The sequence below is a fragment of the Nonomuraea jiangxiensis genome (assembly GCF_900099965.1).
Lineage (GTDB): Bacteria > Actinomycetota > Actinomycetes > Streptosporangiales > Streptosporangiaceae > Nonomuraea > Nonomuraea jiangxiensis.
This window is the reverse complement of the sequence record NZ_FNDJ01000018.1, coordinates 75,168-96,333: the sequence shown is the minus strand read 5'-3', so window position 1 is coordinate 96,333 and position 21,166 is coordinate 75,168. Positions and strand designations below refer to the sequence as shown.

The window sequence follows — 21,166 nt, the reverse complement described above, 5'->3', positions numbered from 1 at the left end:
GGAGCGGCAGTTGGGCGGTCCTGACACGCTAGGTGGAGGTCACGAAAGCGGCGATCTGCCGCCCGAGTTCCGTACCGGCGTCCTCCTGGAGGAAGTGCCCCGCGCCCGTGATCACAGGATGTCGCAGGCCGGACGCCCCTGCCAGAGATTTGCGAAGAATGGGTGCCATACCGCCGGTGATCGGATCCCCGTCGGAGAACGCCACCAGGAACGGCCTGTCGAGCGTGGTGAGAACCTGCCAGGCCGCGCGGTTGGCGGGCGCGGCGGGGTCGTCCGGGGTGATCGGCACGAGGCCCGGCATGGCACGCGGCCCCGCCTTGTACGACTCGTCTGGGAACGGCGCCTCGTAGGCCGCGCGCACCTCCTTGGACAGCTCGCTCTTGCAACCCGCCTGGATGAGCCGGGCGATGTCCAGCTCCGGGGCGTGGAGCACCGCCTGCCTGAACCGGTGCCACACCTCGGGCATGGGAATGTCACCCGTGGGCAAGCCCGTATTGGCCGCCACGATCCTGGCCACCCGCTCCGGGTGCTCGGCGGCGATCCGCAGCCCGATCAGCCCGCCCCAGTCCTGGCCGACCAGCGTGAGGCCGCTCAGACCGAGCGCGTCCAGCAGCAGGGCGCGGGTCCACTCGACGTGCCTGGCGTAGGTGTGCTCGGCCTGCTCGGCGGGCTTGTCCGAGCGGCCGAACCCGACCAGGTCGACCGCGATGGCGCGCAGCCCGGCCGCGGCCAGCTCGCGCATGACGTGCCGGTAGAGGAACGACCAGCTCGGCTCGCCGTGCAGCAGCACGACGGGCTCGCCGCCGGCCGGGCCCGCCTCGACGTAGGCCATGCGCAGGCCGTCCGGCACGTCGGCGTAGCGGGGCTCGTAGGGGAAGTCGGGCAGATCGGCGAAGCGCTCTTCGGGGGTGCGCAGGATACGCATAGAACAAGACTCTAGTCAGCGCCGCTGGTGCCGCCCAGGGAACTCGCCCACGGACACCTGTTTGGGCGTGACGCGCAGGACGTCCGAGTCGGCCAGCGCGATCCCGCGTACCTCCACCCAGAACCGGCGCTGCAGCGGGTCCGTCGCGAACACCGCCACCCGGGGATCGGCCTCGATGGCCGCCCACGCCGCCGTCTCGGCGATCAGGCGCAGCTCGCCGGAGGGCGTCACGGACGCCACCGCCCCGGCGACCCTGGGCCCGTGGCCGTCACCGTAGGACAGGACGACGCTGCGGGCGTAGGAGAAGGTCTGGCGGACCTCGGCGTCCAGAGTGACGGAGGGCGCGGCGCCCATGGGCAGGTCGCACATGATCAGGGAGGCCCGCCACGGCCCGGGGGCGCCGCGCCACCACGAGCGCAGCCCCCGCGCCGCGAACACCACCGCCGCCGCGCCCAGCGCGGCCAGCCCGGCGCGCCACGCCCACGCCGAGCCGAGCAGCCCGCCCGCCGCGCAGGCCGCGGCGGAGGCCACGACGAGCGCGATCGCGGCGAGCAGCGCCCCGTTGTCGCGGTGCCGGGCCCGCAGGTAACCGCGCACCAAGGGGTACGGCACCGCCACCGCCACCACGGCGGCCCTGGGCTCCACCGCGAGCGCCCCGCCCAGCAGCGGCACCAGCACCGACCAGGTCCTGCCGAGCACGATCCACAACGTCACGCCGGTGTTGCGCCTGGCGCTGCGCTCGTTCGCCTTCGCCGTCTCGGCCAGCGCCGGCAGGGGACGCCCGCGCCACGCCTCGGCCAGCGCGCGCAGGGCCGCGAGCGCCGGCCAGCCCAGCACCGCCAGGCCCGCCAGCCCGGCCCACACCGGGTCGAGCGCGGAGGGCATCGACGGCACCGCCGCCAGCAGCAGCCAGGCGGCGAACGCCACCACCGACACCACGGCCGACACCAGGGACGAGCCCAGCCAGGGGTCCCTGGAGAGCATCGCGGGCACGTACGCCCAGCGGCCGACCCGCCGGACCTGTCTGATCGTCAGCGGCACCAGCAGGGCGAGCACGGCGAGGCCGCCGAGCCGGGCCTCGGCGCCCCGGTCGAGGAGGAGAGCGCCCATCGCGATCGCGACCGTGGCCACGGCGGCCAGGAGGCGGACCTGGCGGGACCAGACCTCCAGCGCGCGCCTGGCCCGGCCGGTCTCGCGCGGGTCCACCGGCCAGGCCGGATCGTGGTGCGGGCGGGGCCGGTCCCAGCGCAGCAGGGCCAGGCCCAGGTTGACCCGGGCCTGCGGATGGCCGGGATCGATCTCCAGCGCGGCCCGGTAGCGCCGCTCTGCCTCGGCGTGCTCGCCGGTCAGCAGGGCCAGGTCGCCCGCCATGACCTCGGGGTCGGCCTCCTCCGGCGCGAACTTCCTGGCCAGCGCGGCCTCCTCGACGGCCTCGCACCAGCGGCCCGGCACCCGGCGCAGGCTCGCGGCCAGGCGCAGGCGGGCCGACCAGGAGCCGCGGGCCAGGCCGGCGGCCTGCTCCGCGGCGAGCACGGCGTCGGCGTCGCGGCCCAGCCGCTCGTGGGCCAGGCTCATCAGCCGGTACGGCCACTCCGCCCCCGGATCCAGGTCCGCGGCCCGCCCGGCGGCGTCGAGCGCGGACTCCGGGCGGCCGGCGTTCAGCCTGGTCAGGGCTTCGGCGCACCACTCGCGTGAGGACCTGTCGGGAATATTGCCGTTACCTTCACCTTGATCGATCCCCACGTGACCCATGATCGGCGGGAGATCCAAAATTGGATAGGTACCGACATATGGCTGTATCTCTCTAGAGAGGTAGCGGGGCCGTGGTGGATCGGCCGATACCGCTATGACAAGTGCCTGGCATGGCCTAAGCTGCCACGCAAGCCGGAGCGCGGGCATCAGGGATGGAACGGCTCGGGAAGAGTGAGCGTCCGAGCCGCATTTCGCCGGCGGCCGTCGCCCAACAGCATGTGCGGGCCCAGTGCACGGATCGGCCCGCAAGGAGAGCCATGACCGTCACACAGGCCGCGCCCCCCGTACGGACTGCCGACCGCGGGCCCCAGGACCGCCGCTGGGCCATCCTCACGCTGCTCTGCCTGAGCCTGTTGCTGATCACGGTCGACGCCACGGTCCTGCACATCGCGGTGCCCGCGCTCACGGCGGCGCTCGAACCGTCCGCGGTGCAGCTGCTGTGGATCATCGACGTCTACTCCCTCGTGGTGGCGCCGCTGCTGATCCTGTTCGGCACGCTCGGCGACAAATACGGTCGCAAACGCCTGGTCCTGGGCGGCTTCGTGCTGTTCGGCGTGGCCTCGGCCGCCGCCGCGTTCGCCCCGACCCCGCTGACCCTCATCCTGGCCAGGGCGTTGCTCGGCGTCGGCGGCGCGATGATCATGCCGGCCACCCTCTCGCTCATTCGCCAGGTGTTCACCGACCGGCGCGAGCGGGCCGTCGCGCTGGGCATCTGGAGCGCCGTCGCGGCGGCTGGCGCGGCCGTCGGGCCGCTCATCGGCGGCGTGCTCGTCGGCATCTGGTGGGGCGCGGTCTTCCTCGTCAACGTGCCGATCCTGCTGGTGCTGCTGCCCGCCGCGGTCCGGCTGCTGCCCGAGTCGCGCGAGCGTGAGGACCGGCCGTGGGACGGCGTGAGCGCGGTGATGTCGGTGCTCGGGATCCTGGCGCTGGCCTTCGGGCTGAAGGAGGCGGGCTCGGGCAGCCTCATGCCGCTGTGGGCGTCGCTGCTGGTGTTCCTGGCCGGGCTGGGCCTGCTGGTGGCGTTCGTCCGGCGGCAGACGCGGCTGCGCGCGCCGCTGCTGGAGGTCGGGCTGTTCCGGTCGCGGGCGTTCTCCACCGGGGTCGCGGGGGTGCTGTTCGGCGTGTTCGCGCTGGTGGGCCTGCAGCTGATGCTCGCCCAGTACCTGCAGCTCGTGCTGGGCGACAGCCCGCTGCACGCGGCGGTCAGGATGTTGCCGCTGGTGCTGTCGGCCATCGCGGGCGGGCTCGCCGCCGCCCACATCCTGCCCCGGATCGGCATGCGGGCCACGATGAGCGGCGGCCTCGGGCTCGTCGCGCTGGCCCTGACCCCCACCCTGACCTGGGGCGTCGAGCGCCATCCCGTGATGCTGGCGATCTGCTTCGTGGGCGTCGGGTTCGGGGTGCAGGTGGCGCTGCTGGCCGCCTCCGACACGATCATGGCCGCCGCCCCTGAGTCCCAGGCGGGCGGTGCCGCCGCCATCGAGGAGACCGCGTACGAGCTGGGGGCCGGCCTGGGCGTGGCCGTGCTCGGCACGATCACCACCATCGTGTACGCCCCCGGACTGCCCACCGTGCCGGGCGTGTCCCCGGGCGGCATGGACGAGGCCAGGCAGTCGCTCGCCGCGGCCGCCCACGTCGCCCACGAGGTCGGCGGCGGCGCGGGCGGCGCGCTGCTCGACGCGGCCCGGTGGGCCTTCGTGAACGCCCTGCACACGACCGTGGTCGTCAGCGTCGTCCTGCTCACCCTGACCGCCGTAGCGGTGGCCGTGCTGCTCAGCCGTGATTGAGGTATGCCATGTCCCGATTAGGGCAGACATCAACCGTGAAACAGGCCTTTTGTGATCTTGCCGCATTAGTCGCCCGCGTCGGCGTGGGCGGTATTTTCTTCGCCAATGGCTGGACCAAGCTGGAAGACGGGCTGAAAATCACCGGGGCGAAGTTCCTGGAGCAGGGCGCGCCCGCGCCCGGCGCCTGGGCCACGGTGACCATGCTCGCCGAGCTCATCGGCGGCGCGCTGCTCATCGCAGGGCTGGCGGTCTCCGTCACCGGCCTGATCCTCTTCGCCGAGGCACTGGCGGTCTTCCTGGTGGCCCCGCCGCTCAATCCGATCACCATGAACGAGCTGATCCTGCTCGGCGCCGCTTCGCTGCTGCTCGCCGTGGTGGGCGCCGGGCGGGTGTCGGTGGACCACATGGTCGTGATCCGGCGCAGGGAGTCGGCGGCGGCCGACGAGTTCGCCGCCGAGACCGAGGCCGACCAGGTCATCGCCTCGCTGCGCGAGCCGGACGAACCCGCCGGCGCCCCGGCCGCGAAGGAGGCTTCCCCGGCCGCGGGCGAGGAACCCGCTGCCCCGGGCGAGGCTCCCCCGGCCCCGGCGGGTGAGGACACGGCCCCGCACCCGCGCCCGCCGCGTGCCCGGGGCGGCGAGCCGCCCCGCACGGAGGAACGTACCCCCGCCGAGGGCGACACGCTGGTCGCGGGCCGTAAGAAGCCCCCGGCCCGCAACCGCCGCCCCGCCACCGACTGACCCCGCGAACGGCAGGGGCCCGCATGGCGGGGAGGGCGGGCAGGGCGCGCGCGACGGTGCGTGACGTCGCGGCCGAGACCGGCCTGTCCATCGCCACGGTCTCGCGCGTGCTCAACGGCCGGTCCAACGTCGCCCCGCACACCCGCGAGCTGGTGCTGCGCGCGGTCGGCAGGCTCGGCGACCAGGCGCCGCGCCCGCGCACGCCGCAGGAAGGCGGGGGCGCGATCTACGTGCGCTGCCCGTACGTGCTCACGGACTACTTCGGGCTCATCGTCTCCTCGGTGGGGGAGACCATCGAGCTGCACGGCATGCAGATGATCCTCGGCGCGGGGGAGGCGGCCCAGCACTCCGCCGTTCTGCCCGCCCTGCCCGGCCGCCAGGGTGTCGCGGGCGCGGTCCTCATCCTGCCGCCCGAGCCCGGCGAGGAGCTCGTACGCTTGCGCGACCACCGCTTCCCCTTCGTGGTGATCGACCCGAGGACCCCGCCGCCGAAGGACATCGTGGCCGTCTCGGCCGCCCACTTCGCCGGCGCCCGCAGGCTGATGGCGCACGTGACCGGGCTGGGCCACCGCCGGGTCGGCATCATCGGCGGCCCGGTGGAGTGGCTGCCGAGCGAGGCCAGGCTGGCCGGCTACACGGCCTCGCTGGCCGACGCCGGGGTGCTGCCCGCGCCCGAGTTGCTGCGCCACGTGCCCGAGCCGAACGCCGAGCACGGCCACCGCGCCGCCGGCGAGCTGCTGGACCTGCCCGAGCCGCCCACGGCGCTGGTGGCCTTCAACGACAAGATGGCGGTCGGGGCGCTGTGGGCGGCGGCCGAACGGGGGCTGCGCGTGCCCGGGGACCTGTCGGTGGCGGGGTTCGACGACATCGACGTCGCCACGGCGACCTCGCCGCCGCTCACCACCGTGCGCCAGCCGCTGGCGGAGATGGGCCGGATGGGGGTCACGCTGCTGATGCGGTTGCTCGGCAGGCACACTCTGGAGGCGCTGCACGTCTCGCTGGGCACCGAACTGGTCGTACGCGGCTCGACGGGCCCGGTCCCGCGCTGAGCGTTTCATTTGTTACATCCCTTGACCCGCTGCCTGACTCGTGTTGGTGTGCTGAATGACAAGGAAAGTTTCTTTATTGTTTCATGAGTTACAGGGGCGTCACCCCCCGCCCGGAAGGGAAACTTCGCCGTGTCCCGACTCCTCCCACTCCTCTGCGCCGCCGCGCTGGCGCTGGCCGTGCCCGTTCCGGCGGCCGCCGCGGCCAACGAACCCGTGAACGTCTGGCTCACCACCACCAGCGACTCAGGCGGCCGTGCCGTCACCCGCGGCCTGCAGCAGCAGGCCCCCATCGCCTTCGGCCCGGCGGGCGGCAGCGCCGCCCACACGATCACCGTCAACGAGGGCACCACGTACCAGCAGTTCGAGGGCGGCGGCGCGTCGATCACGGACACGACCGCGTACCTGCTGCGCGGCGGCCCGGTCAGCGCCGCCACCAGGGACGCGACGATGCGCAAGCTGTTCTCGCCGACGGAGGGCATCGGGCTGTCGTTCGTCCGCAACCCGATCGGCGCCTCCGACCTGTCGCGCCCCGGCATGGTCTCGCTCGACGACACCTGCTGCGACCTCAACGACTTCGGCGCCAACGGCTACGACACCGACGTGCGCCTGCTGACCGCCCAGGCCAAGCAGCTCAACCCGGCCCTGCGGGTCAAGGGCGTGCCGTGGAGCGCCCCCGGCTGGATGAAGGACAACGGCCGGATGGACCAGATGGGCTGGCTGAAGTGGGAGTACTACGGCATGTACGCCCAGTACCTGGTCAAATATGTGCAGAGCTACCAGGCCGCCGGCATCCCGGTGAACTACATCTCGGTCCAGAACGAGCCCAACTGCTGCCAGGCGGGCAACCCGACGGCCATGAACTACCCCGGCATGTCCTGGAACGCCTCCGGCCTGATCGAGCTGACCAAGAACTTCGTCTATCCCGCCTTCCGCGCCGCCGGGATCACCACGAAGGTGCTCGTGCATGACTGGAACTACGGCGACTACGGCCAGATCGGCTCCCCGATCCTGGCCGATGCGGCCCTGCGCAACGACCCGCTGTTCGGCGGCATCGCCTGGCACGGCTATTTCGGCGACCCGGCGGTCGGCACGCAGGTGCGCAACCAGTATCCGTCGGTACGGCAGTTCAGCACCGAGCACTCGGGCGGCACCTGGATCGGCAACCAGCACAACGAGGACATGGCCGACATCGTCACTTACACCCGTAACTGGAGCGGCAGCCTCGTCAAGTGGAGCCTGGCGCTCAACCAGTTCATGGGCCCGCACAACGGCGGCTGCGGCACCTGCACCGGCCTGATCACCGTCCAGGAGGGTGGCGCCCGCGCGGGCCAGGTGGACTACACGATCGAGTACTACACCACCGGCCACCTCACCAAGTTCGTCAGGCCGGGGGCCTACCGGATCGACTCCACCGCCAACGCCACCGTCCAGAACGTCGCCTGGCGCAACTCCGACGGCTCCAAGGCGCTGATCGCGCACAACGGCGGCACGTCGGCCCAGTCCGTCCGGGTCAACTGGGGCAACCAGTCCTTCACGTACACGCTGCCCGCCCGCACCACCGCGACCTTCACCTGGTTGGGCACGCAGACCGGCAACCCGGGCGGCGGCGAGGGCGCGATCGTCGGCCTGGCGGGCAAGTGCGTGGACGTGGCCGGGGGCAGTAGCGCCGACGGCGCCGCCGTACAGCTCTACACCTGCAACGGCAGCGCCGCCCAGCGGTGGACCCGCCCGGGCGACGGCACGTTGCGCGCGCTCGGCAAGTGCCTCGACGTGGTCGACCGCGGCACGGCCGACGGCAGCCGGCTCCAGCTGTGGACGTGCACCGGCGGCGCCAACCAGCAGTGGACCCACACCGCGGCCAGGGACCTGGTCAACCCCGCCGCCGGCAAGTGCGCCGACGTCACCGGCAACAGCAGCGCCGACGGCACCCGGCTGCAGATCTGGACCTGCACGGGCGCCGCCAACCAGAAGTGGACGCTGAGCTGATCCACCTACCGGGCCCGGTTCACATGCCCGCCGTGAGCCGGGCCACCACCCGCATCTTGTTCATCGCGTCCAGCGCCGCCACCTTGTACGACTCCGCCAGCGTCGGATAGTTGAACACCGCGTTCACCAGGTAGTCGACCGTGCCGCCGCACCCCATGACCGTCTGCCCGATGTGCACCAGCTCCGTCGCCCCCGTGCCGAACACGTGCACGCCCAGCAGCCGCCGGTCCTCGGAGGATACGAGCAGTTTGAGCATCCCGTACGAGTCGCCGATGATCTGCCCCCTGGCCAGCTCCCGATAGCGCGAGATGCCCACCTCGAACGGCACCTTGTCCCTGGTCAGCTCGTCCTCCGTCTTCCCGACGAAGCTGATCTCCGGAATGGTGTAGATCCCGATGGGCGGCAGCTCGCGCATGTCCTCGACCGGCTCGCCGCACGCGTGCTGGGCGGCCAGCCGGCCCTGTTCCATGGACGTGGCGGCCAGCGCGGGGAAGCCGATCACGTCGCCGACCGCGTAGATGTGCGGCACCTGCGTGGCGTAGTTCCCGTCCACGGTGATCCGGCCCCGGTCGTCGGCCGCCAGGCCCGCCGCCTCCAGGCAGAGCTCGGACGTCTTGCCCTGCCGGCCGGCCGAGTACATGACGCAGTCGGCGGGGATCTTCTTGCCGCTCTCCAGCAGGGTCAGCGCTCCGCCGGGGCGGCGCTCGACGGCGGCCACGGTCTCGCCGAACCTGAAGGTCACCGCCAGGTCGCGCAGGTGGTATTTCAGCGCCTCCACGATCTCCAGGTCACAGAACTCCAGCATGCGGTCGCGCCGCTCCACCACCGTCACCTTGGTGCCGAGGGCGGCGAACATCGAGGCGTACTCGATGCCGATGACCCCGGCGCCCACCACGACCAGGGTCTCGGGGACGCGGTCGAGGTGCAGGATGGCGTCGGAGTCGATGACGGTCCTGTCGTCGAACTCGACGCTGCCGGGACGGGCGGGCGAGGTGCCGGTCGCGATCACGATCTTGTCGGCGGTGACCTTCGTCTCCTCGAGTTTGCCCTCCTCGTGGGTGATCCCGATGGTGTGCGCGTCCAGGAACCGGCCGGTGCCCTGCAGCACGGTCACGTGGTTGCGGCCGAGCTGGCTGCGGATCACCTGGATCTCGCGGCCGATCACGTGCTGGGTGCGCATCCCGAGGTCGGTGACCGTGATCTCGTCCTTGACGCGGTAGCTGGCGCCGTACAGGTCGCGCTGGTTGAGCCCCGTGAGATAGAGCACGGCCTCTCTCAAGGTCTTGGACGGGATCGTCCCGGTGTTGATGCAGACCCCGCCGATCATGTGCCGTTTCTCGACCACCGCCACCCTCTTGCCGAGTTTCGCCGCCGCGATCGCGGCCTTCTGCCCACCCGGTCCCGAGCCCAGGACCACAACATCAAAGTCCGCCACGCCCCCAGTCTGCGGGTGCCGTGTTAACGGGAAAAGACCTCTCTGGGAGACTCCGGGATATGTCTCGACCTTTCACACAAGTCGATGTCTTTCCCGCCTCGCCCTACCAGGGCAACGCGCTCGCGGTCGTCCTGGACGGCGACGGGCTGGGCACCGCGGAGATGCAGCGGTTCGCCAGGTGGACGAACCTGGCCGAGACCACCTTCCTGCTGCCCCCGACCACGCCGGAGGCCGACTACCGGGTGCGGATCTTCACCACGGAGTCCGAGCTGCCCTTCGCCGGGCACCCGACGCTGGGCTCCTGCCACGCCTGGCTGGAGGCGGGCGGCCGGCCGCGGGCCGGCACGGAGATCGTGCAGGAGTGCGGGGCCGGGCTGGTCCGCGTGCGCAGGACGGACGACGGGCTGGCGTTCCAGGCTCCGCCGCTGATGCGCACGGGGCCGGTGGAGGAGGAGCTCGTCGCGCGGGTCGCCGCGTCCCTGGGGATCAAGAGGGACGACATCGTGGACGTCGAGTGGGCCGACAACGGTCCCGGCTGGATCGGGGTGCTGCTCGCCGACGCCGAGTCGGTGCTGGCGCTGCGCCCCGGCCTGGTGCCGCACGACGTGGGCGTGGTGGGGCCGTATCCGGCGGGGTCGCCGTACGCGTTCGAGGTGCGGGCGTTCAGCCCGTACCGGGGCTCCACCGTGGAGGACCCCGTGACGGGCAGCCTGAACGCCTCGCTCGCCCAGTGGCTGCTGCGCACCGGCCGGGCCACGGCGCCCTACGTGGCGGCGCAGGGGAGCGCGGTGGGGCACGCGGGGCGGATCCACATCTCCACCGGCGCCGGGGGCGAGGTCTGGGTGGGCGGCTCCGTCGTCACGTGCGTCACGGGCCGCGTCGAGTTGTGAAACGTACCTGGTCGCCCGGCCGGAGCTGGGCGGCGACGGGCAGGTCAGCGGCGCGTACGACGCCGATGACCGGATAGCCGCCGGTCGGCGGGTGGTCGGCCAGGAAGACGATCGGCTGCCCGCTCGGCGGCACCTGGACGGCCCCGACCACCATGCCCTCGCTCGGCAGCTCGCCGTTCCTGGCCCTGGCGAGCTCGGGCCCGCGCAGGCGGACGCCGACGCGGTTGCTGTCCTGGCTGACCTCGTAGGGCCGCCCGCACAGCACGTCCAGCGCCTCCGGGACGAACCAGTCGGCGCGCGGCCCCGGCAGCACCCGCAGCACGGGCGGCCGTGGCGCGGGCGGCGGCGCCAGGTCCGCGTGGATGCCGCCCAGGGGCGGGCCGACGGGCAGCAGTGTGCCCGCCCGCAGCGGCTCGGGCCCGAGCCCCGACAGCGAGTCGGTGGACCGGCTGCCGAGCACCGGCTCGACCGCGATCCCCCCGCGCACGGCCAGATACGTACGCATCCCGCGCGCCGGCGCGCCCAGCCGCAACTCCCCGCCCGCGGGCACCCAGAACGGCACCCCCATCTCCGCCTCCAGCGGCGCGCCCGCCAGCGCAGCCCACGCCCCGTCGCGGAAGCGGAACCTGGCCATGCCGAACGTCAGCTCGATCCCGGCCAGCCCCTCCGGATTGCCCACGAGCCGGTTGGCCAGCTTGAGGCTGCCCACGTCGGCCGCCCCCGACCGGGGCACCCCCAGGTGGGCGTAGCCGGGCCGCCCCAGGTCCTGGACGGTCGCGTACGGGCCGGGCGCCAGCACCTCGATCATGCCGCGACCGGCTCGAATCGCACCCGCATCCCGGGCCTGAACAGCGAGGGCGGATCGGCCGCCACGTCCCACACCTGCACGGACGTACGACCCAGCAGCCGCCACCCGCCCGGCGAGGGCCCCGGATAGACCGCGGAGTACGGCCCCGCCACCGCCACCGATCCCGCCGGCACCGAAGTGCGAGGCGTGTCCAGCCGGGGCATCTCCAGCACCGGATCGAGCCCGGTGAGATAGGCGAACCCCGGGGCGAACCCCAGCCACCCCACCACCAGCTCCCGCCCGCAGTGCCGGGAGATCACCTCCGCCACCGGGATCCCCGCCAGTGCCGCCACGGAATCGAGATCGGCCCCGTCATAGACCACCGGAATCGTCACCACCGGCCCCTCGGCCGCGCCCGCGCCGGTCCGGCCGCGCTCGCGGTCCACGACCGCCTCCAGCCGGGCGCGCAACCGCCCCTGATCCGCGCCCGGCGCCACCACGAGCACGGTCTCGGGCCCCGGCACGATCTCCACGACCCCCTCCGGCCGCTCGGCCCGCAACGCCGCGTGCACCCGATGCGACAGCTCCAGCGAACCGGTCTCCGCGAGCAGCCCGTGCTCCCCGACGGGACGGATCACCCGAACGCCTGCAGGACCACTCCGGCGTCCAGCAACGTGTCCCGCACCGCCTGCGCCAGCCGGACCGCGTCAGGCGTGTCTCCGTGGACGCAGATGGAACGCGCGGAAATTGGTACAGAACTACCGTCAGCGGCCGTCACAGAGCCTTCCACGGCCATCTGGCGGGCACGGGCGGCCACCTGGCCGACGTCGTGGATGACCGCACCCGGCTCGCGCCGCGACACCAGCATCCCCTCGGGGGTGTAGGCCCGGTCCGCGAACGCCTCACTCACCGTGGGCACCCCCTCGGCGGCCGCCACCTCGTGCACGACCGAGCCGGGCAGCGTGAGCACCGGCAGCCCGGGATCGTAGTCGGCCACCGCGTCGATCACCGCGGCCGCCTGCGTCTTGTCGCGGCAGATGCGGTTGTAGAGCGCGCCGTGCGGCTTGACGTAGGACACCCGGCCGCCCATCGCCCTGGCGATGCCGTCGACGGCCGCGAGCTGGTAGAGCACCTCGGCGCACAACTCCTCCGGCTCGACGTCCATCTCCCTGCGCCCGAAGTGCGCCAGGTCGCGGTAGGACACCTGCGCCCCGATCGCCACGCCGCGGTCCACCGCCGCCGCGCACGTGCGCCGGATGGTCACGGGGTCGCCCGCGTGGAAGCCGCAGGCCACGTTGGCGCTCGTGACGACGTCGAGCAGGGCGAGGTCGTCGCCGAGGCGCCAGATGCCGAAGCCCTCGCCGAGATCCGCGTTGAGGTCGATCACCATGCTCCCCATCATGGCTTATGGCTGCCTCGGCGCGACGAACAATGTCTGCGTTGCCGTGCCCACCTCACCGCTCTCGTCGTACAGGGTGGACCGGGTCAGCCCGCGGCCGGAGGGGCCGACGACGGTGGCGGCGTCCATGCAGATCCACTCGCCGCGCGGGGTGCGGAACAGGGAGATGGTCAGGTCCACGTTCACGAACAGGTGGGTGCCGAAGTCGATCGCGGAGCTGATGCCGTTGCCGCTGTCGGCGAACACCGCCAGCCGCTCCAGCGGGGTCGTCTCCTCGCCCTCGACCAGGGGAGTCGTGAGCCTGCCCCAGGCCGTGGCGGGGCCGGTCTCCAAGGGGCCGCCGGTGACGAAGCGCCAGTCGAGCGCCCTGCCGTACCCGAAGCCCGAGGTCAGCCACGAGCCGGCGTGCTCAGCGGAAGGCGGCGGGAGCGGCGGCGGCCCCGGGACGGGCGTGGCCGGCGTGGGCGCCTCGCGGACGCGCCAGGCGCTCGCCCGGCAGTATTCGCGCCCGCCCGACGAGACGCTCGCGGTCAGGCACTGCACGCGCTTGCCGTCGCGGGCCACATCGGTCGCGATCTCCAGGTCGGCCACCGGCACGGGCGCGAACACGTCCACCACCAGCCGGGACAGCTCCAGCCCCGCCCGGGGGGCGGTCGTGGCGAGCTCGTGCACGATCAGCGCGGTGACGGGCCCCATGTGCTGGGTGCCCGGGTCCCACGGCCCCTGGGTGTGCTCCGACGCCTGGTAACGGCCGGTGCCCAAGCGCGTGTACATCGCCATGGAACGAGATTCTAGAGGCTCAGATCTCGTCGGGGATGTCGGCGATGTCGTCGAGTGCCGCCGCCAGCTCCTCGGGGTCGCCGCCGATCCGCTCGGCGATCTCGATCAGCACGTGCAGCACGTCGTGACGGTCGTGGCCGAGGTCGAGCAGCCGCTGCGCGGCCTCCCACAACTGCGGCGGGTCGCCCTCCCACAGCCGCGTGGCGATCTCCTCGTGCCAGGCCAGGTGCTCCTGATCGATCGCGCCGCCGTGGTCGAGCTCGAGTAACGTACGGCGGTCGGCCTCGTCGGCCGGGTTGAGCCGGTCGAGATCGATCCCGTTGTGCGTGCCCTGCAGATAGGGGAAGGCGAAGACCCGCCGCGCCAGCGCCGACAGGTCGCCGTCCGGCAGCAGCCGCTCCAGCAGCGGCCGGTCCAGCCCGAACGACGTCGGATCCCGGTAGGCCTCGGGGAACTTGCCGATGGCCTCCCACACGGCGTCGAGCGTGGCCTTGAGCCCCTGCTCGGGCAGCCCGCTGCGGCGGGCGGCGAAGCGCACCCACGCCGACATGACGTGCGGCATCGCCTCCTGCTCGGCCACGCTCAGCATCACCTTGCGCGGCAGCCAGTCCAGCAGGAACGTCTGGCACTTGGTCGGGCTGACCCGCAGCGGCCGGTTGAAGTCCTGGTCGCACCCGTAGTCGATGATGTGGTCGGCGCAGCGCGAGGCCGCCGAAGGGTCGGACAGGTGCTCGGCCGCGTCGGACGCCAGGAACTCCGCCGCCAGCATGGCCCGCCGCTCCCTGCTGTACGGGGCCTCGATGTGCAGGGGCGCCGGCCGCTTGCGCCCCGGGGGCAGCGCCTTGAGCCGGGCGCGGGCGAAGGCGTGGTAGGCGCTGTAGCTCTCGCTCACCGGGGGCGGCGTCTTCGGCTCCTTGGTGGCCTTCATGGCCGAGTCGAGCAGCGCCCTGGCCTGCTCGGGCTGGATCTCCTCGAACAGCAGCAGCGGATTGCCCGCCGCCTCGGCCCTGGCCTGCTCCAGCAGCTTGTCGACCTGCGAGGACACCCAGGCGTCGCGGGCCATGCCGCTCATGTTGTAGTCGACCACCATGACGAGCGCGTGGCGGTCCTCGGGCAGCGCGTGCTCGTTCCAGCGGTAGGCGAAGGTGCAGATCACCGTGTCCTGGTCGCCGTAGGCGTCGCGGGAGACATAGCAGCCGGCCGGTTTGACCGCGCCCACCCGGTCGGCCCAGCCCGGCCGGGCCACGCCCGACTCCATCATGGCCAGGGCCGCGCCCTCGGCCTTGGCGCCCTGGCGGGCCGTGCCGAGGTAGGCCAGGCAGATGAGCAGCGTCAGCGAGGCGGGGGTGCCCGCCTTGGCGGCGTAGTCGACCAGTCCCTCGCCGAGCACCTGCTCCACGTCGCCGCCCCTGACCCGCCGGCCCCACCAGGCGCCGATCATGTCGGAGACCATCAGCTCAGCGTCCAGCGGAGTGCGTACGGCCAGCAGCTCGCGAGCCGCCTGCACCATCTCCTTGAACACATCGTCCGGCGGAGTGCTCTCCCTGGGATCTCGTCGGTGTCGGCGCACGCCCTCACTCTCTCGTATTCCAGGCGCAAACGTTGCGCAGAACACGGCCTGGTGACCCCGATGTTATCGGGGAGCGCCCTTGCGTCAGCGGAGGCTTCTGGGCGGAGGGGCGGAGTTGACGATCGCGAGCAGGTGCTCGCGAGCGACGCGCTCCACGATTTCGGGCGTCGCGGAGATGCCCAGATGCTGCGCGCACGCGCACACGTCGGCGACACAGCGGTCGATCGTGTCCACGGGCACGGTCAGGAACTCTTCGGCCAGCTTGAGACTGACCGGCTCCCTGAGGAACCGTGTGGCCAGAGCGAGCATAGGAGTGAGATTCCTCTGGAACACTGGGGGCAAACCCCCAGGAATGTCTGGCAGGGCGACTTGCGCTCTCATTTCACCCTTTCTCGGGAGTGTGTCAAGGCTCCGCAGAGCCTGTGTTCACTTCACCCGGTGCGCATTCGTGCAAAGCTGTCTCCATGCGCATCCAGCTTGCCCAGCGGAGCGAGGCAGACGAGCTCCTCGGCCGCAGCCCTCTCGCCCTGCTCGTCGGCATGCTGCTCGACCAGCAGATCCCCATGGAGTGGGCGTTCACGGGGCCCTATACGATCTCGCAACGGCTGGGTCACGACCTCACCGCCGCGGAGATCGCGTCGTACGACCCGGAGGCGTTCGCCGCGCTGCTGGCGGAGAAACCGGCCGTGCACCGCTACCCCAAGTCCATGGCGGCCAGGGTCCAGCAGCTCGCGGCCTACCTCGTCGAGCACTACGACGGGGAGCCCGAGCGGATCTGGGCCGGGGTCGACGACGGCAAGGACTTGCTGAAACGATTGCTGGCCCTGCCGGGATACGGCAAGCAGAAAGCCCAGATCTTTTTGGCATTGTTGGGCAAGCAACTCGGGGTCGAGCCGTCAGGCTGGCGTGAGGCGGCCGGACTTTACGGCGAGGAGGGGTCATACCGTTCGGTGGCCGACGTGGTCGACGCCGACAGCCTGACCCGCGTGCGCTCAGCCAAGCAGGAGGCCAAGCGCGCGGCGAAGGCCCAGTAGGAGGCCCAGTAGGCGGGCCTGGCAATCCTGCGCTGTAACCTGATCTTGCTGCGCGATGTGGAGCTACTTTGACAGGATGCGTTGACCCTAAAGGCGACCCGGCCGCGACGGGGGCTTCCGTCCGCACATGCCCATCGCCGATGATGTACTGCAGAATCCGGTCGCCCGGAGCTGCGCTACGCCGATACACAGTTATGGAGATGTGCCGCGTGGGAGACCCTGGCACGCGACGGAGGTGCCGACCATGAGCGCCGAGACCTCCGTTCCCCGTCCCCGGGAGTCGGATGTGGACATCTCAGACTCCGCCCTCTTCAAGGGCATGCTGTCGGAGGCCGAGTTCGCCTTCGCGTTCTTCGACGGCGATGGCCGCGTCCAGCGGGTCAACGACGTGTTCAGCGATGTCGTCAACGTGCCCGCCGACCGCATGCTCGGCCGCCAGCCCGTCGAAGTGCTGGCCGCCGACCTGAGCCAGATCATCACGCACGCCGTACAGGCCGTCATCGAGAGCGACGCGCCGGTCACCGAGGGCCGCGTGCGGGTGCGGTCGGCGGAGGGCGACACCAGGCACTGGTCGCTGTCGTTCTCGCCGGTCCACGACGACGCGGGTGAGCTGCGGGCCATCGCCCTAATCGGGCTCGACGTGACCGAGAGCCGCCAGACCGAGGAGGCGCTGCGCCGCAGCGAGGAGCGCTACCGGTCGCTGGTCGAGGCGCAGTCGCAGCTCGTCTGGATCACCTCGCCCACCGGCGCCGTCGTCGAGGACGCGCCGCAGTGGCGCGCCATCACCGGCCAGGGGCTGGAGGAATATCTCGCCAACGGCTGGCTGGAGGTCGTGCACCCCGAGGAGCGCCAGCACACCGAGGAGGCCTGGCGGGAGGCGCTGCGCGGGCGGACCATGTTCGAGTGGAACTACCGGGTGCGCACCCGGGCCAGCGGCTACCGCCACTTCGAGGTGCGGGCCGTGCCGATCATCCGCCACGGCCGGGTCGTGGAGTGGGTCGGCGCCAACACCGACGTGACCCCGCAGCGCGAGGCCGAGGAGATGCGCGGCCGGCTGACCGACCAGCTCGGCGCCGCGGCGCTGCGCACCGCCCGGCTGCAGGGCGCCACCGCGATGCTCGCCGAGGCGCTGACCGTCGAGCAGGTGGTCCAGGTCATCATCGACGTGGGCCGCACCGCCCTGGCCGCCGACCGCTCGGCGGTCGCGCTGCTCGACACCGACCGCGCGGCGCTCAAGCTGATCAACGGCGAGGGCGTGCCCGAGGCGTCCGGGGTTTCCGGCGAGGAGATCCCGCTGTCCAGCTCCAGCGTCATGACCATGGCGGTCAACAGCCGCCGGCCGGTGTTCGCCGAGTCGCCTGAGTCGCTGAAGGCCCAGCTGCTGGAGGCGGGTGGCGAGGAGGAGATCCTGGCCAACTACCTGTTCCACAGCGACGAGAAGGCCTGGGTCGGCCTGCCGCTGCTCGCCGCGGGACGGGCGCTGGGAGCGCTGCGGTTCTCCTTCACCAGGCCACAGAAGATCTCGCAGGAGGACGGCGTCTTCCTGGAGGCGCTGGCCGGCCAGTGCGCGCTGGCGGTCGAGCGGGCCACGCTGTTCGAGCGTGAGCACCGCACCGCCGAGACGCTGCAGCGCAGCCTGCTGCCCGACCGCCTGCCCGTGGTCAAGGGCCTGGTGCTGGCCCAGCGCTTCCGCTCGGGCAGCCGCCACGTCCAGGTCGGCGGCGACTGGTACGACGCGTTCGTGCTGCAGGACGGGCGGGTCGCGGCGGTCGTCGGCGACGTCATGGGCAAGGGCGTCAAGGCCGCGGCGGGCATGGGCCGCATCCGCAACGCCATGCGGGCGCTGGCGCTGACCAACCCGCCGCCCGCGGCCGTGCTCACCGGTCTCGACCGGGTCTTCGAGGCCACCGAAGAGGAGGAGCAGGTCACGACCCTGGCCTACATGGTCGTCGAGCCGGTCACCGGTGAGGGCACGCTGGCGCTGGCCGGCCACCCGCCGCCCGTCCTGGTTTCGCCGCAGGGCACGGCGATCCTGTGCGACGCCGAGCCCGGCACTCCGCTAGGCTGGCCGACCAGCCGCAGGCAGTTCCGGTTCGTGGTGCCGCCCGGCCATACCGCCGTGCTCTACTCCGACGGACTCGTGGAGAACAGGAAGCGCGGGCTGGATGCCGGACTGGCAGAGGTTTGCAGTGTTGTGACCGAAGCGCCGCCTGAGGTGGTCAGTAGCCCGCATATGTTGCTGGACTTCCTGGTTGACCGAATGTTGTCTGGATATGAACAGGATGATGACGTTACCGCCCTGGCCATCCACGTGCCGCCCGCCACGAAGAGTGACTGAATGAAACAGTCATAACGGTTGCTTTCGGGTATCAGTGCCCCGCTTACGTACGCACTACTGTCTTGGTCGGCCTAGGGTGGAGGTCAACCGCCGGGAGGTGGCCGTATGGAGTGCGGGGTCGTGCCAGAATGCTGTGCAGGTCCGTCGCGGTCCGCACGGCCTCACCGATCTCCGAGAGAGGCAACAGCCCCCCAGCGGGCATCTGGGTCCATTGTCGCCACGCGTTCGTTCGAGAGGTGTTCGTGTCGCCTGCAAGTTCGACTCGCTCGAAGCCACAAGAGCTGAACGAGCCCGTCATTCAGCGACTGCTCGAGCGTGGGCGCTCGCAGGGTTTCCTCGAGTCTGAGGATGTTCGTCAGGCCTTCGAGGAGGCGGACATCCCCATGTCGCACGCCGCCGCGTTCTTGCGGAACCTCAGCAAAGAGGGCGTGACCGTGGTGGTGACCGCCGCGGATTCGGCTGCGCCGAAGAAGTCTCGTGGTCCAGCAAAGCGCCGCACCGCCGCCCCCGTCAAGACCAAGACGGCGGCGGCCGCCAAAGAGCAGCAGCCCGAGACCGTGACCGCGGTCGTGGGCACCGCTGAAGCCGAGCCGGCCGCCAAGAAGGCGGCCCCTGCCAAGAAGGCCGCTCCGGCGGCGAAGAAGGCCGCGGCTCCGGCCGCCGCCAAGAAGGCCGAGCCGAAGAACGGTGGGCCTGCCGAGAGCAAGCAGAAGGCGCCCGAGGCCCCGAGGGCCGACTCGGACGACGACGAGGACATCGAGCTCGACGGCGACGTGGAGCTGGAGGACCTCGAGGATCTCGACGTCGACGAGATCGTCGCCGACGCCGACACCGAGGGCGATGCCGACGACGACGCCGAGCCGGACTCCGACTCCGACGCCGACGAGGAGCCCAAGGCCGCCGACGTCGCCGCCGTCGAGAAGGGCGAGGACGAGGTCCTCATCCTGTCCGACGACGACGATGACGCGCCGGTCGCGCAGGTCGCCGCCGCCGGCGCCACCGCCGACCCGGTCAAGGACTACCTCAAGCAGATCGGTAAGGTCCCCCTGCTCAACGCCGAGCAGGAGGTCGAGCTGGCCAAGCGCATCGAGGCGGGCCTGTTCGCCGAGGAGCAGCTCGGCGGCGGCGAGACCGAGGGGCTGCCGGTCGACGTCCGGGCCGAGCTGGAGTGGATCGCCGAGGACGGCCGCCGGGCCAAGAACCACCTGCTGGAGGCCAACCTCCGGCTCGTGGTCTCGCTGGCCAAGCGCTACACCGGGCGCGGCATGCTGTTCCTCGACCTGATCCAGGAAGGCAACCTGGGCCTGATCAGGGCCGTGGAGAAGTTCGACTACACCAAGGGCTACAAGTTCTCCACCTACGCCACGTGGTGGATCCGGCAGGCGATCACGCGTGCCATGGCCGACCAGGCGCGGACCATCCGCATCCCGGTCCACATGGTCGAAGTGATCAACAAGCTGGCCCGTGTCCAGCGGCAGATGCTGCAGGACCTGGGCCGCGAGCCCACGCCGGAGGAGCTGGCCCGCGAGCTGGACATGACGCCCGAAAAGGTGGTCGAGGTCCAGAAATACGGCCGCGAGCCGATCTCCCTGCACACCCCGCTGGGTGAGGAGGGTGACAGCGAGTTCGGTGACCTCATCGAGGACTCCGAGGCCATCGTGCCGGCCGACGCCGTCAGCTTCACGCTGCTCCAGGAGCAGCTCCACTCCGTTCTCGACACCTTGTCGGAGCGGGAGGCGGGCGTCGTGTCGATGCGTTTCGGTCTCACGGACGGGCAGCCGAAGACGCTGGACGAGATCGGCAAGGTCTACGGGGTGACGCGCGAGCGCATCCGCCAGATCGAGTCGAAGACCATGTCCAAGCTGCGCCACCCGTCACGCTCCCAGGTGCTGCGCGACTACCTGGACTGACAGCGCTCAACCACCCACCGCCCCGCCCGGGACTTTTCCGGGCGGGGCGGCGGCGTTTCCGGAACTATGCCCGGTGTCGGGGCGTTGCCGATCAGGCGGGTCTGGGCGTCTCCAGCCTTATGCGGGTGGGGTTGGCGTTTTCGGTCTTATGCGGGTGAGGTTGGGCGTCTCCGGCCCCTGCGGGCGGGCGTTTCGACCTTGTGTGGGCGGGGTGGGCGTTTCCGCCACCTATGTGGACGAGGTGGGCGTTTCCACCATCATGTGGGCGGGTTGGCGCTTCTGGCTTCATGGGGACGAGGTGGTGTTCATGGCCTCGCCACTTGGGCCACAACTGTCCCAGCGACCTGTGGGATGGCATCGCCGCTCACTGCACCCCGGCCGAGCAACGCCCCAACTGTGGGACGGCGGGGCACGCGGGTCGCTGTGCCGCCCGGGCCTTGCCGGGGCGGGCTGATCGGAGGGGGGCAACGACGGGTGCCCCTGCGACACGCGGTGCGCTCCGCAGGGCTGCGCGGCGTAGCTGGGACACGCGACCCCCCGCAGAACTGGGCGGCTGGCCTGGGGACACGCGGCATCTCACATGGCTGAGCGGCGGGCCTGGGGCATCTGGCATCTCATGCGGCGGGGCGGCGGGTCTGGGATACGCGGCGCCCAAAGGGCTGGGCGGCGAGCCCGGGACACGCCACACAGGTCACTGCCGACGCAACGACATCTGGCGCCCCAAGGGCTGGGCGGCGCACCTTGTACACGCCACATCTCACGCGACTGTGCGGCGGACGTGGGA

Annotated in this window: 17 protein-coding genes; 8 read left to right on the top strand and 9 right to left on the bottom strand. The window is 71.7% G+C overall.

All coding sequences use genetic code 11. From position 1 onward, the window contains the following. Positions 1-28: 28 nt before the first annotated feature. Both BLS95_RS34570 and BLS95_RS34565 read right to left on the bottom strand, forming a co-directional pair. On the bottom strand, positions 29-925 hold the full coding sequence (locus tag BLS95_RS34570) for a haloalkane dehalogenase (protein ID WP_090941330.1): 897 nt from the start codon (positions 923-925) through the stop codon (positions 29-31). Between the two features lie 15 nt (positions 926-940). Then, positions 941-2,677 (bottom strand): tetratricopeptide repeat protein, encoded by a 1,737-nt coding sequence (locus BLS95_RS34565; RefSeq protein ID WP_090941328.1) that lies wholly within the window; start codon positions 2,675-2,677, stop codon positions 941-943. 257 nt (positions 2,678-2,934) lie between these two features. Between BLS95_RS34565 and BLS95_RS34560 the strand changes: the two genes are divergently transcribed. The 4 genes from BLS95_RS34560 (at position 2,935) to BLS95_RS34545 (ending at position 8,239) form a co-directional block, all read left to right on the top strand. After that, complete coding sequence (locus tag BLS95_RS34560) at positions 2,935-4,464, top strand: MFS transporter (RefSeq protein ID WP_090941325.1); 1,530 nt, start codon at positions 2,935-2,937, stop codon at positions 4,462-4,464. Positions 4,465-4,472: 8 nt separating this feature from the next. After that, positions 4,473-5,204 (top strand): DoxX family protein, encoded by a 732-nt coding sequence (locus BLS95_RS34555; RefSeq protein WP_090941322.1) that lies wholly within the window; start codon positions 4,473-4,475, stop codon positions 5,202-5,204. A 23-nt stretch (positions 5,205-5,227) separates the two neighbouring features. Continuing rightward, a complete protein-coding gene (locus tag BLS95_RS34550; RefSeq protein ID WP_090941319.1) occupies positions 5,228-6,253 on the top strand; it encodes a LacI family DNA-binding transcriptional regulator in 1,026 nt (341 codons plus the stop codon). Positions 6,254-6,382: 129 nt separating this feature from the next. Next, positions 6,383-8,239 carry a ricin-type beta-trefoil lectin domain protein gene (locus BLS95_RS34545; RefSeq protein WP_090941316.1) on the top strand — a complete coding sequence of 619 codons (1,857 nt, stop codon included), beginning with the start codon at positions 6,383-6,385 and terminating at the stop codon, positions 8,237-8,239. A 19-nt stretch (positions 8,240-8,258) separates the two neighbouring features. On the opposite strand, the gene sthA is transcribed toward BLS95_RS34545, so the two are convergent. Continuing rightward, on the bottom strand, positions 8,259-9,674 hold the full coding sequence (gene sthA / locus BLS95_RS34540; protein ID WP_090941313.1) for a Si-specific NAD(P)(+) transhydrogenase: 1,416 nt from the start codon (positions 9,672-9,674) through the stop codon (positions 8,259-8,261). Positions 9,675-9,733: 59 nt separating this feature from the next. Between sthA and BLS95_RS34535 the strand changes: the two genes are divergently transcribed. Beyond that, the gene (locus tag BLS95_RS34535) at positions 9,734-10,564 is read left to right on the top strand and encodes a PhzF family phenazine biosynthesis protein (RefSeq protein WP_090941311.1); all 831 of its coding nucleotides are present in this window, start codon (positions 9,734-9,736) and stop codon (positions 10,562-10,564) included. Here BLS95_RS34535 and BLS95_RS34530 read toward each other — a convergent pair. From BLS95_RS34530 to BLS95_RS34505, 6 genes are all read right to left on the bottom strand, one after another. Then, the gene (locus BLS95_RS34530) at positions 10,542-11,372 is read right to left on the bottom strand and encodes a 5-oxoprolinase subunit C family protein (RefSeq protein WP_090941308.1); all 831 of its coding nucleotides are present in this window, start codon (positions 11,370-11,372) and stop codon (positions 10,542-10,544) included. The genes BLS95_RS34535 and BLS95_RS34530 overlap by 23 nt on opposite strands. Next, positions 11,369-11,989, bottom strand: coding sequence for a 5-oxoprolinase subunit B family protein (locus BLS95_RS34525; protein ID WP_090941305.1), 621 nt, complete (start codon positions 11,987-11,989; stop codon positions 11,369-11,371). Before BLS95_RS34525 ends, BLS95_RS34530 begins: the two co-directional genes overlap by 4 nt. Then, entirely contained in the window at positions 11,986-12,741 is a 756-nt protein-coding gene (locus BLS95_RS34520; protein ID WP_090941302.1) for a LamB/YcsF family protein, read from the bottom strand. Before BLS95_RS34520 ends, BLS95_RS34525 begins: the two co-directional genes overlap by 4 nt. A gap of 15 nt (positions 12,742-12,756) precedes the next feature. Further along, positions 12,757-13,530, bottom strand: coding sequence for a thioesterase family protein (locus BLS95_RS34515; protein WP_090941299.1), 774 nt, complete (start codon positions 13,528-13,530; stop codon positions 12,757-12,759). Positions 13,531-13,549: 19 nt separating this feature from the next. Continuing rightward, positions 13,550-15,040 carry a hypothetical protein gene (locus BLS95_RS34510; RefSeq protein ID WP_245765475.1) on the bottom strand — a complete coding sequence of 497 codons (1,491 nt, stop codon included), beginning with the start codon at positions 15,038-15,040 and terminating at the stop codon, positions 13,550-13,552. Between the two features lie 144 nt (positions 15,041-15,184). Next, the gene (locus tag BLS95_RS34505) at positions 15,185-15,409 is read right to left on the bottom strand and encodes a hypothetical protein (protein ID WP_090941293.1); all 225 of its coding nucleotides are present in this window, start codon (positions 15,407-15,409) and stop codon (positions 15,185-15,187) included. Between the two features lie 155 nt (positions 15,410-15,564). Between BLS95_RS34505 and BLS95_RS34500 the strand changes: the two genes are divergently transcribed. The 3 genes from BLS95_RS34500 to BLS95_RS34490 all read left to right on the top strand — a co-directional run bounded on the left by BLS95_RS34500 (position 15,565) and on the right by BLS95_RS34490 (position 20,382). After that, positions 15,565-16,134, top strand: a complete 570-nt coding sequence (locus BLS95_RS34500; protein WP_090941290.1) for an HhH-GPD-type base excision DNA repair protein — start codon at positions 15,565-15,567, stop codon at positions 16,132-16,134. A gap of 244 nt (positions 16,135-16,378) precedes the next feature. Continuing rightward, positions 16,379-18,472, top strand: a complete 2,094-nt coding sequence (locus BLS95_RS34495) for a SpoIIE family protein phosphatase (protein ID WP_090941288.1) — start codon at positions 16,379-16,381, stop codon at positions 18,470-18,472. Between the two features lie 242 nt (positions 18,473-18,714). Next, positions 18,715-20,382, top strand: a complete 1,668-nt coding sequence (locus tag BLS95_RS34490; RefSeq protein WP_090941572.1) for an RNA polymerase sigma factor — start codon at positions 18,715-18,717, stop codon at positions 20,380-20,382. Positions 20,383-21,166: the final 784 nt, after the last annotated feature.

Coding starts and splice junctions, on each gene's coding strand:
- BLS95_RS34570 (WP_090941330.1), bottom strand. CDS start 925: ATGCGTATCCTGCGCACCCCCGAAGAGCGCTTCGCCGATCTGCCCGAC.
- BLS95_RS34565 (WP_090941328.1), bottom strand. CDS start 2,677: ATGGGTCACGTGGGGATCGATCAAGGTGAAGGTAACGGCAATATTCCC.
- BLS95_RS34560 (WP_090941325.1), top strand. CDS start 2,935: ATGACCGTCACACAGGCCGCGCCCCCCGTACGGACTGCCGACCGCGGG.
- BLS95_RS34555 (WP_090941322.1), top strand. CDS start 4,473: ATGTCCCGATTAGGGCAGACATCAACCGTGAAACAGGCCTTTTGTGAT.
- BLS95_RS34550 (WP_090941319.1), top strand. CDS start 5,228: ATGGCGGGGAGGGCGGGCAGGGCGCGCGCGACGGTGCGTGACGTCGCG.
- BLS95_RS34535 (WP_090941311.1), top strand. CDS start 9,734: ATGTCTCGACCTTTCACACAAGTCGATGTCTTTCCCGCCTCGCCCTAC.
- BLS95_RS34530 (WP_090941308.1), bottom strand. CDS start 11,372: ATGATCGAGGTGCTGGCGCCCGGCCCGTACGCGACCGTCCAGGACCTG.
- BLS95_RS34520 (WP_090941302.1), bottom strand. CDS start 12,741: ATGGTGATCGACCTCAACGCGGATCTCGGCGAGGGCTTCGGCATCTGG.
- BLS95_RS34515 (WP_090941299.1), bottom strand. CDS start 13,530: ATGGCGATGTACACGCGCTTGGGCACCGGCCGTTACCAGGCGTCGGAG.
- BLS95_RS34510 (WP_245765475.1), bottom strand. CDS start 15,040: ATGGTGCAGGCGGCTCGCGAGCTGCTGGCCGTACGCACTCCGCTGGAC.
- BLS95_RS34505 (WP_090941293.1), bottom strand. CDS start 15,409: ATGCTCGCTCTGGCCACACGGTTCCTCAGGGAGCCGGTCAGTCTCAAG.
- BLS95_RS34500 (WP_090941290.1), top strand. CDS start 15,565: ATGCGCATCCAGCTTGCCCAGCGGAGCGAGGCAGACGAGCTCCTCGGC.
- BLS95_RS34495 (WP_090941288.1), top strand. CDS start 16,379: ATGAGCGCCGAGACCTCCGTTCCCCGTCCCCGGGAGTCGGATGTGGAC.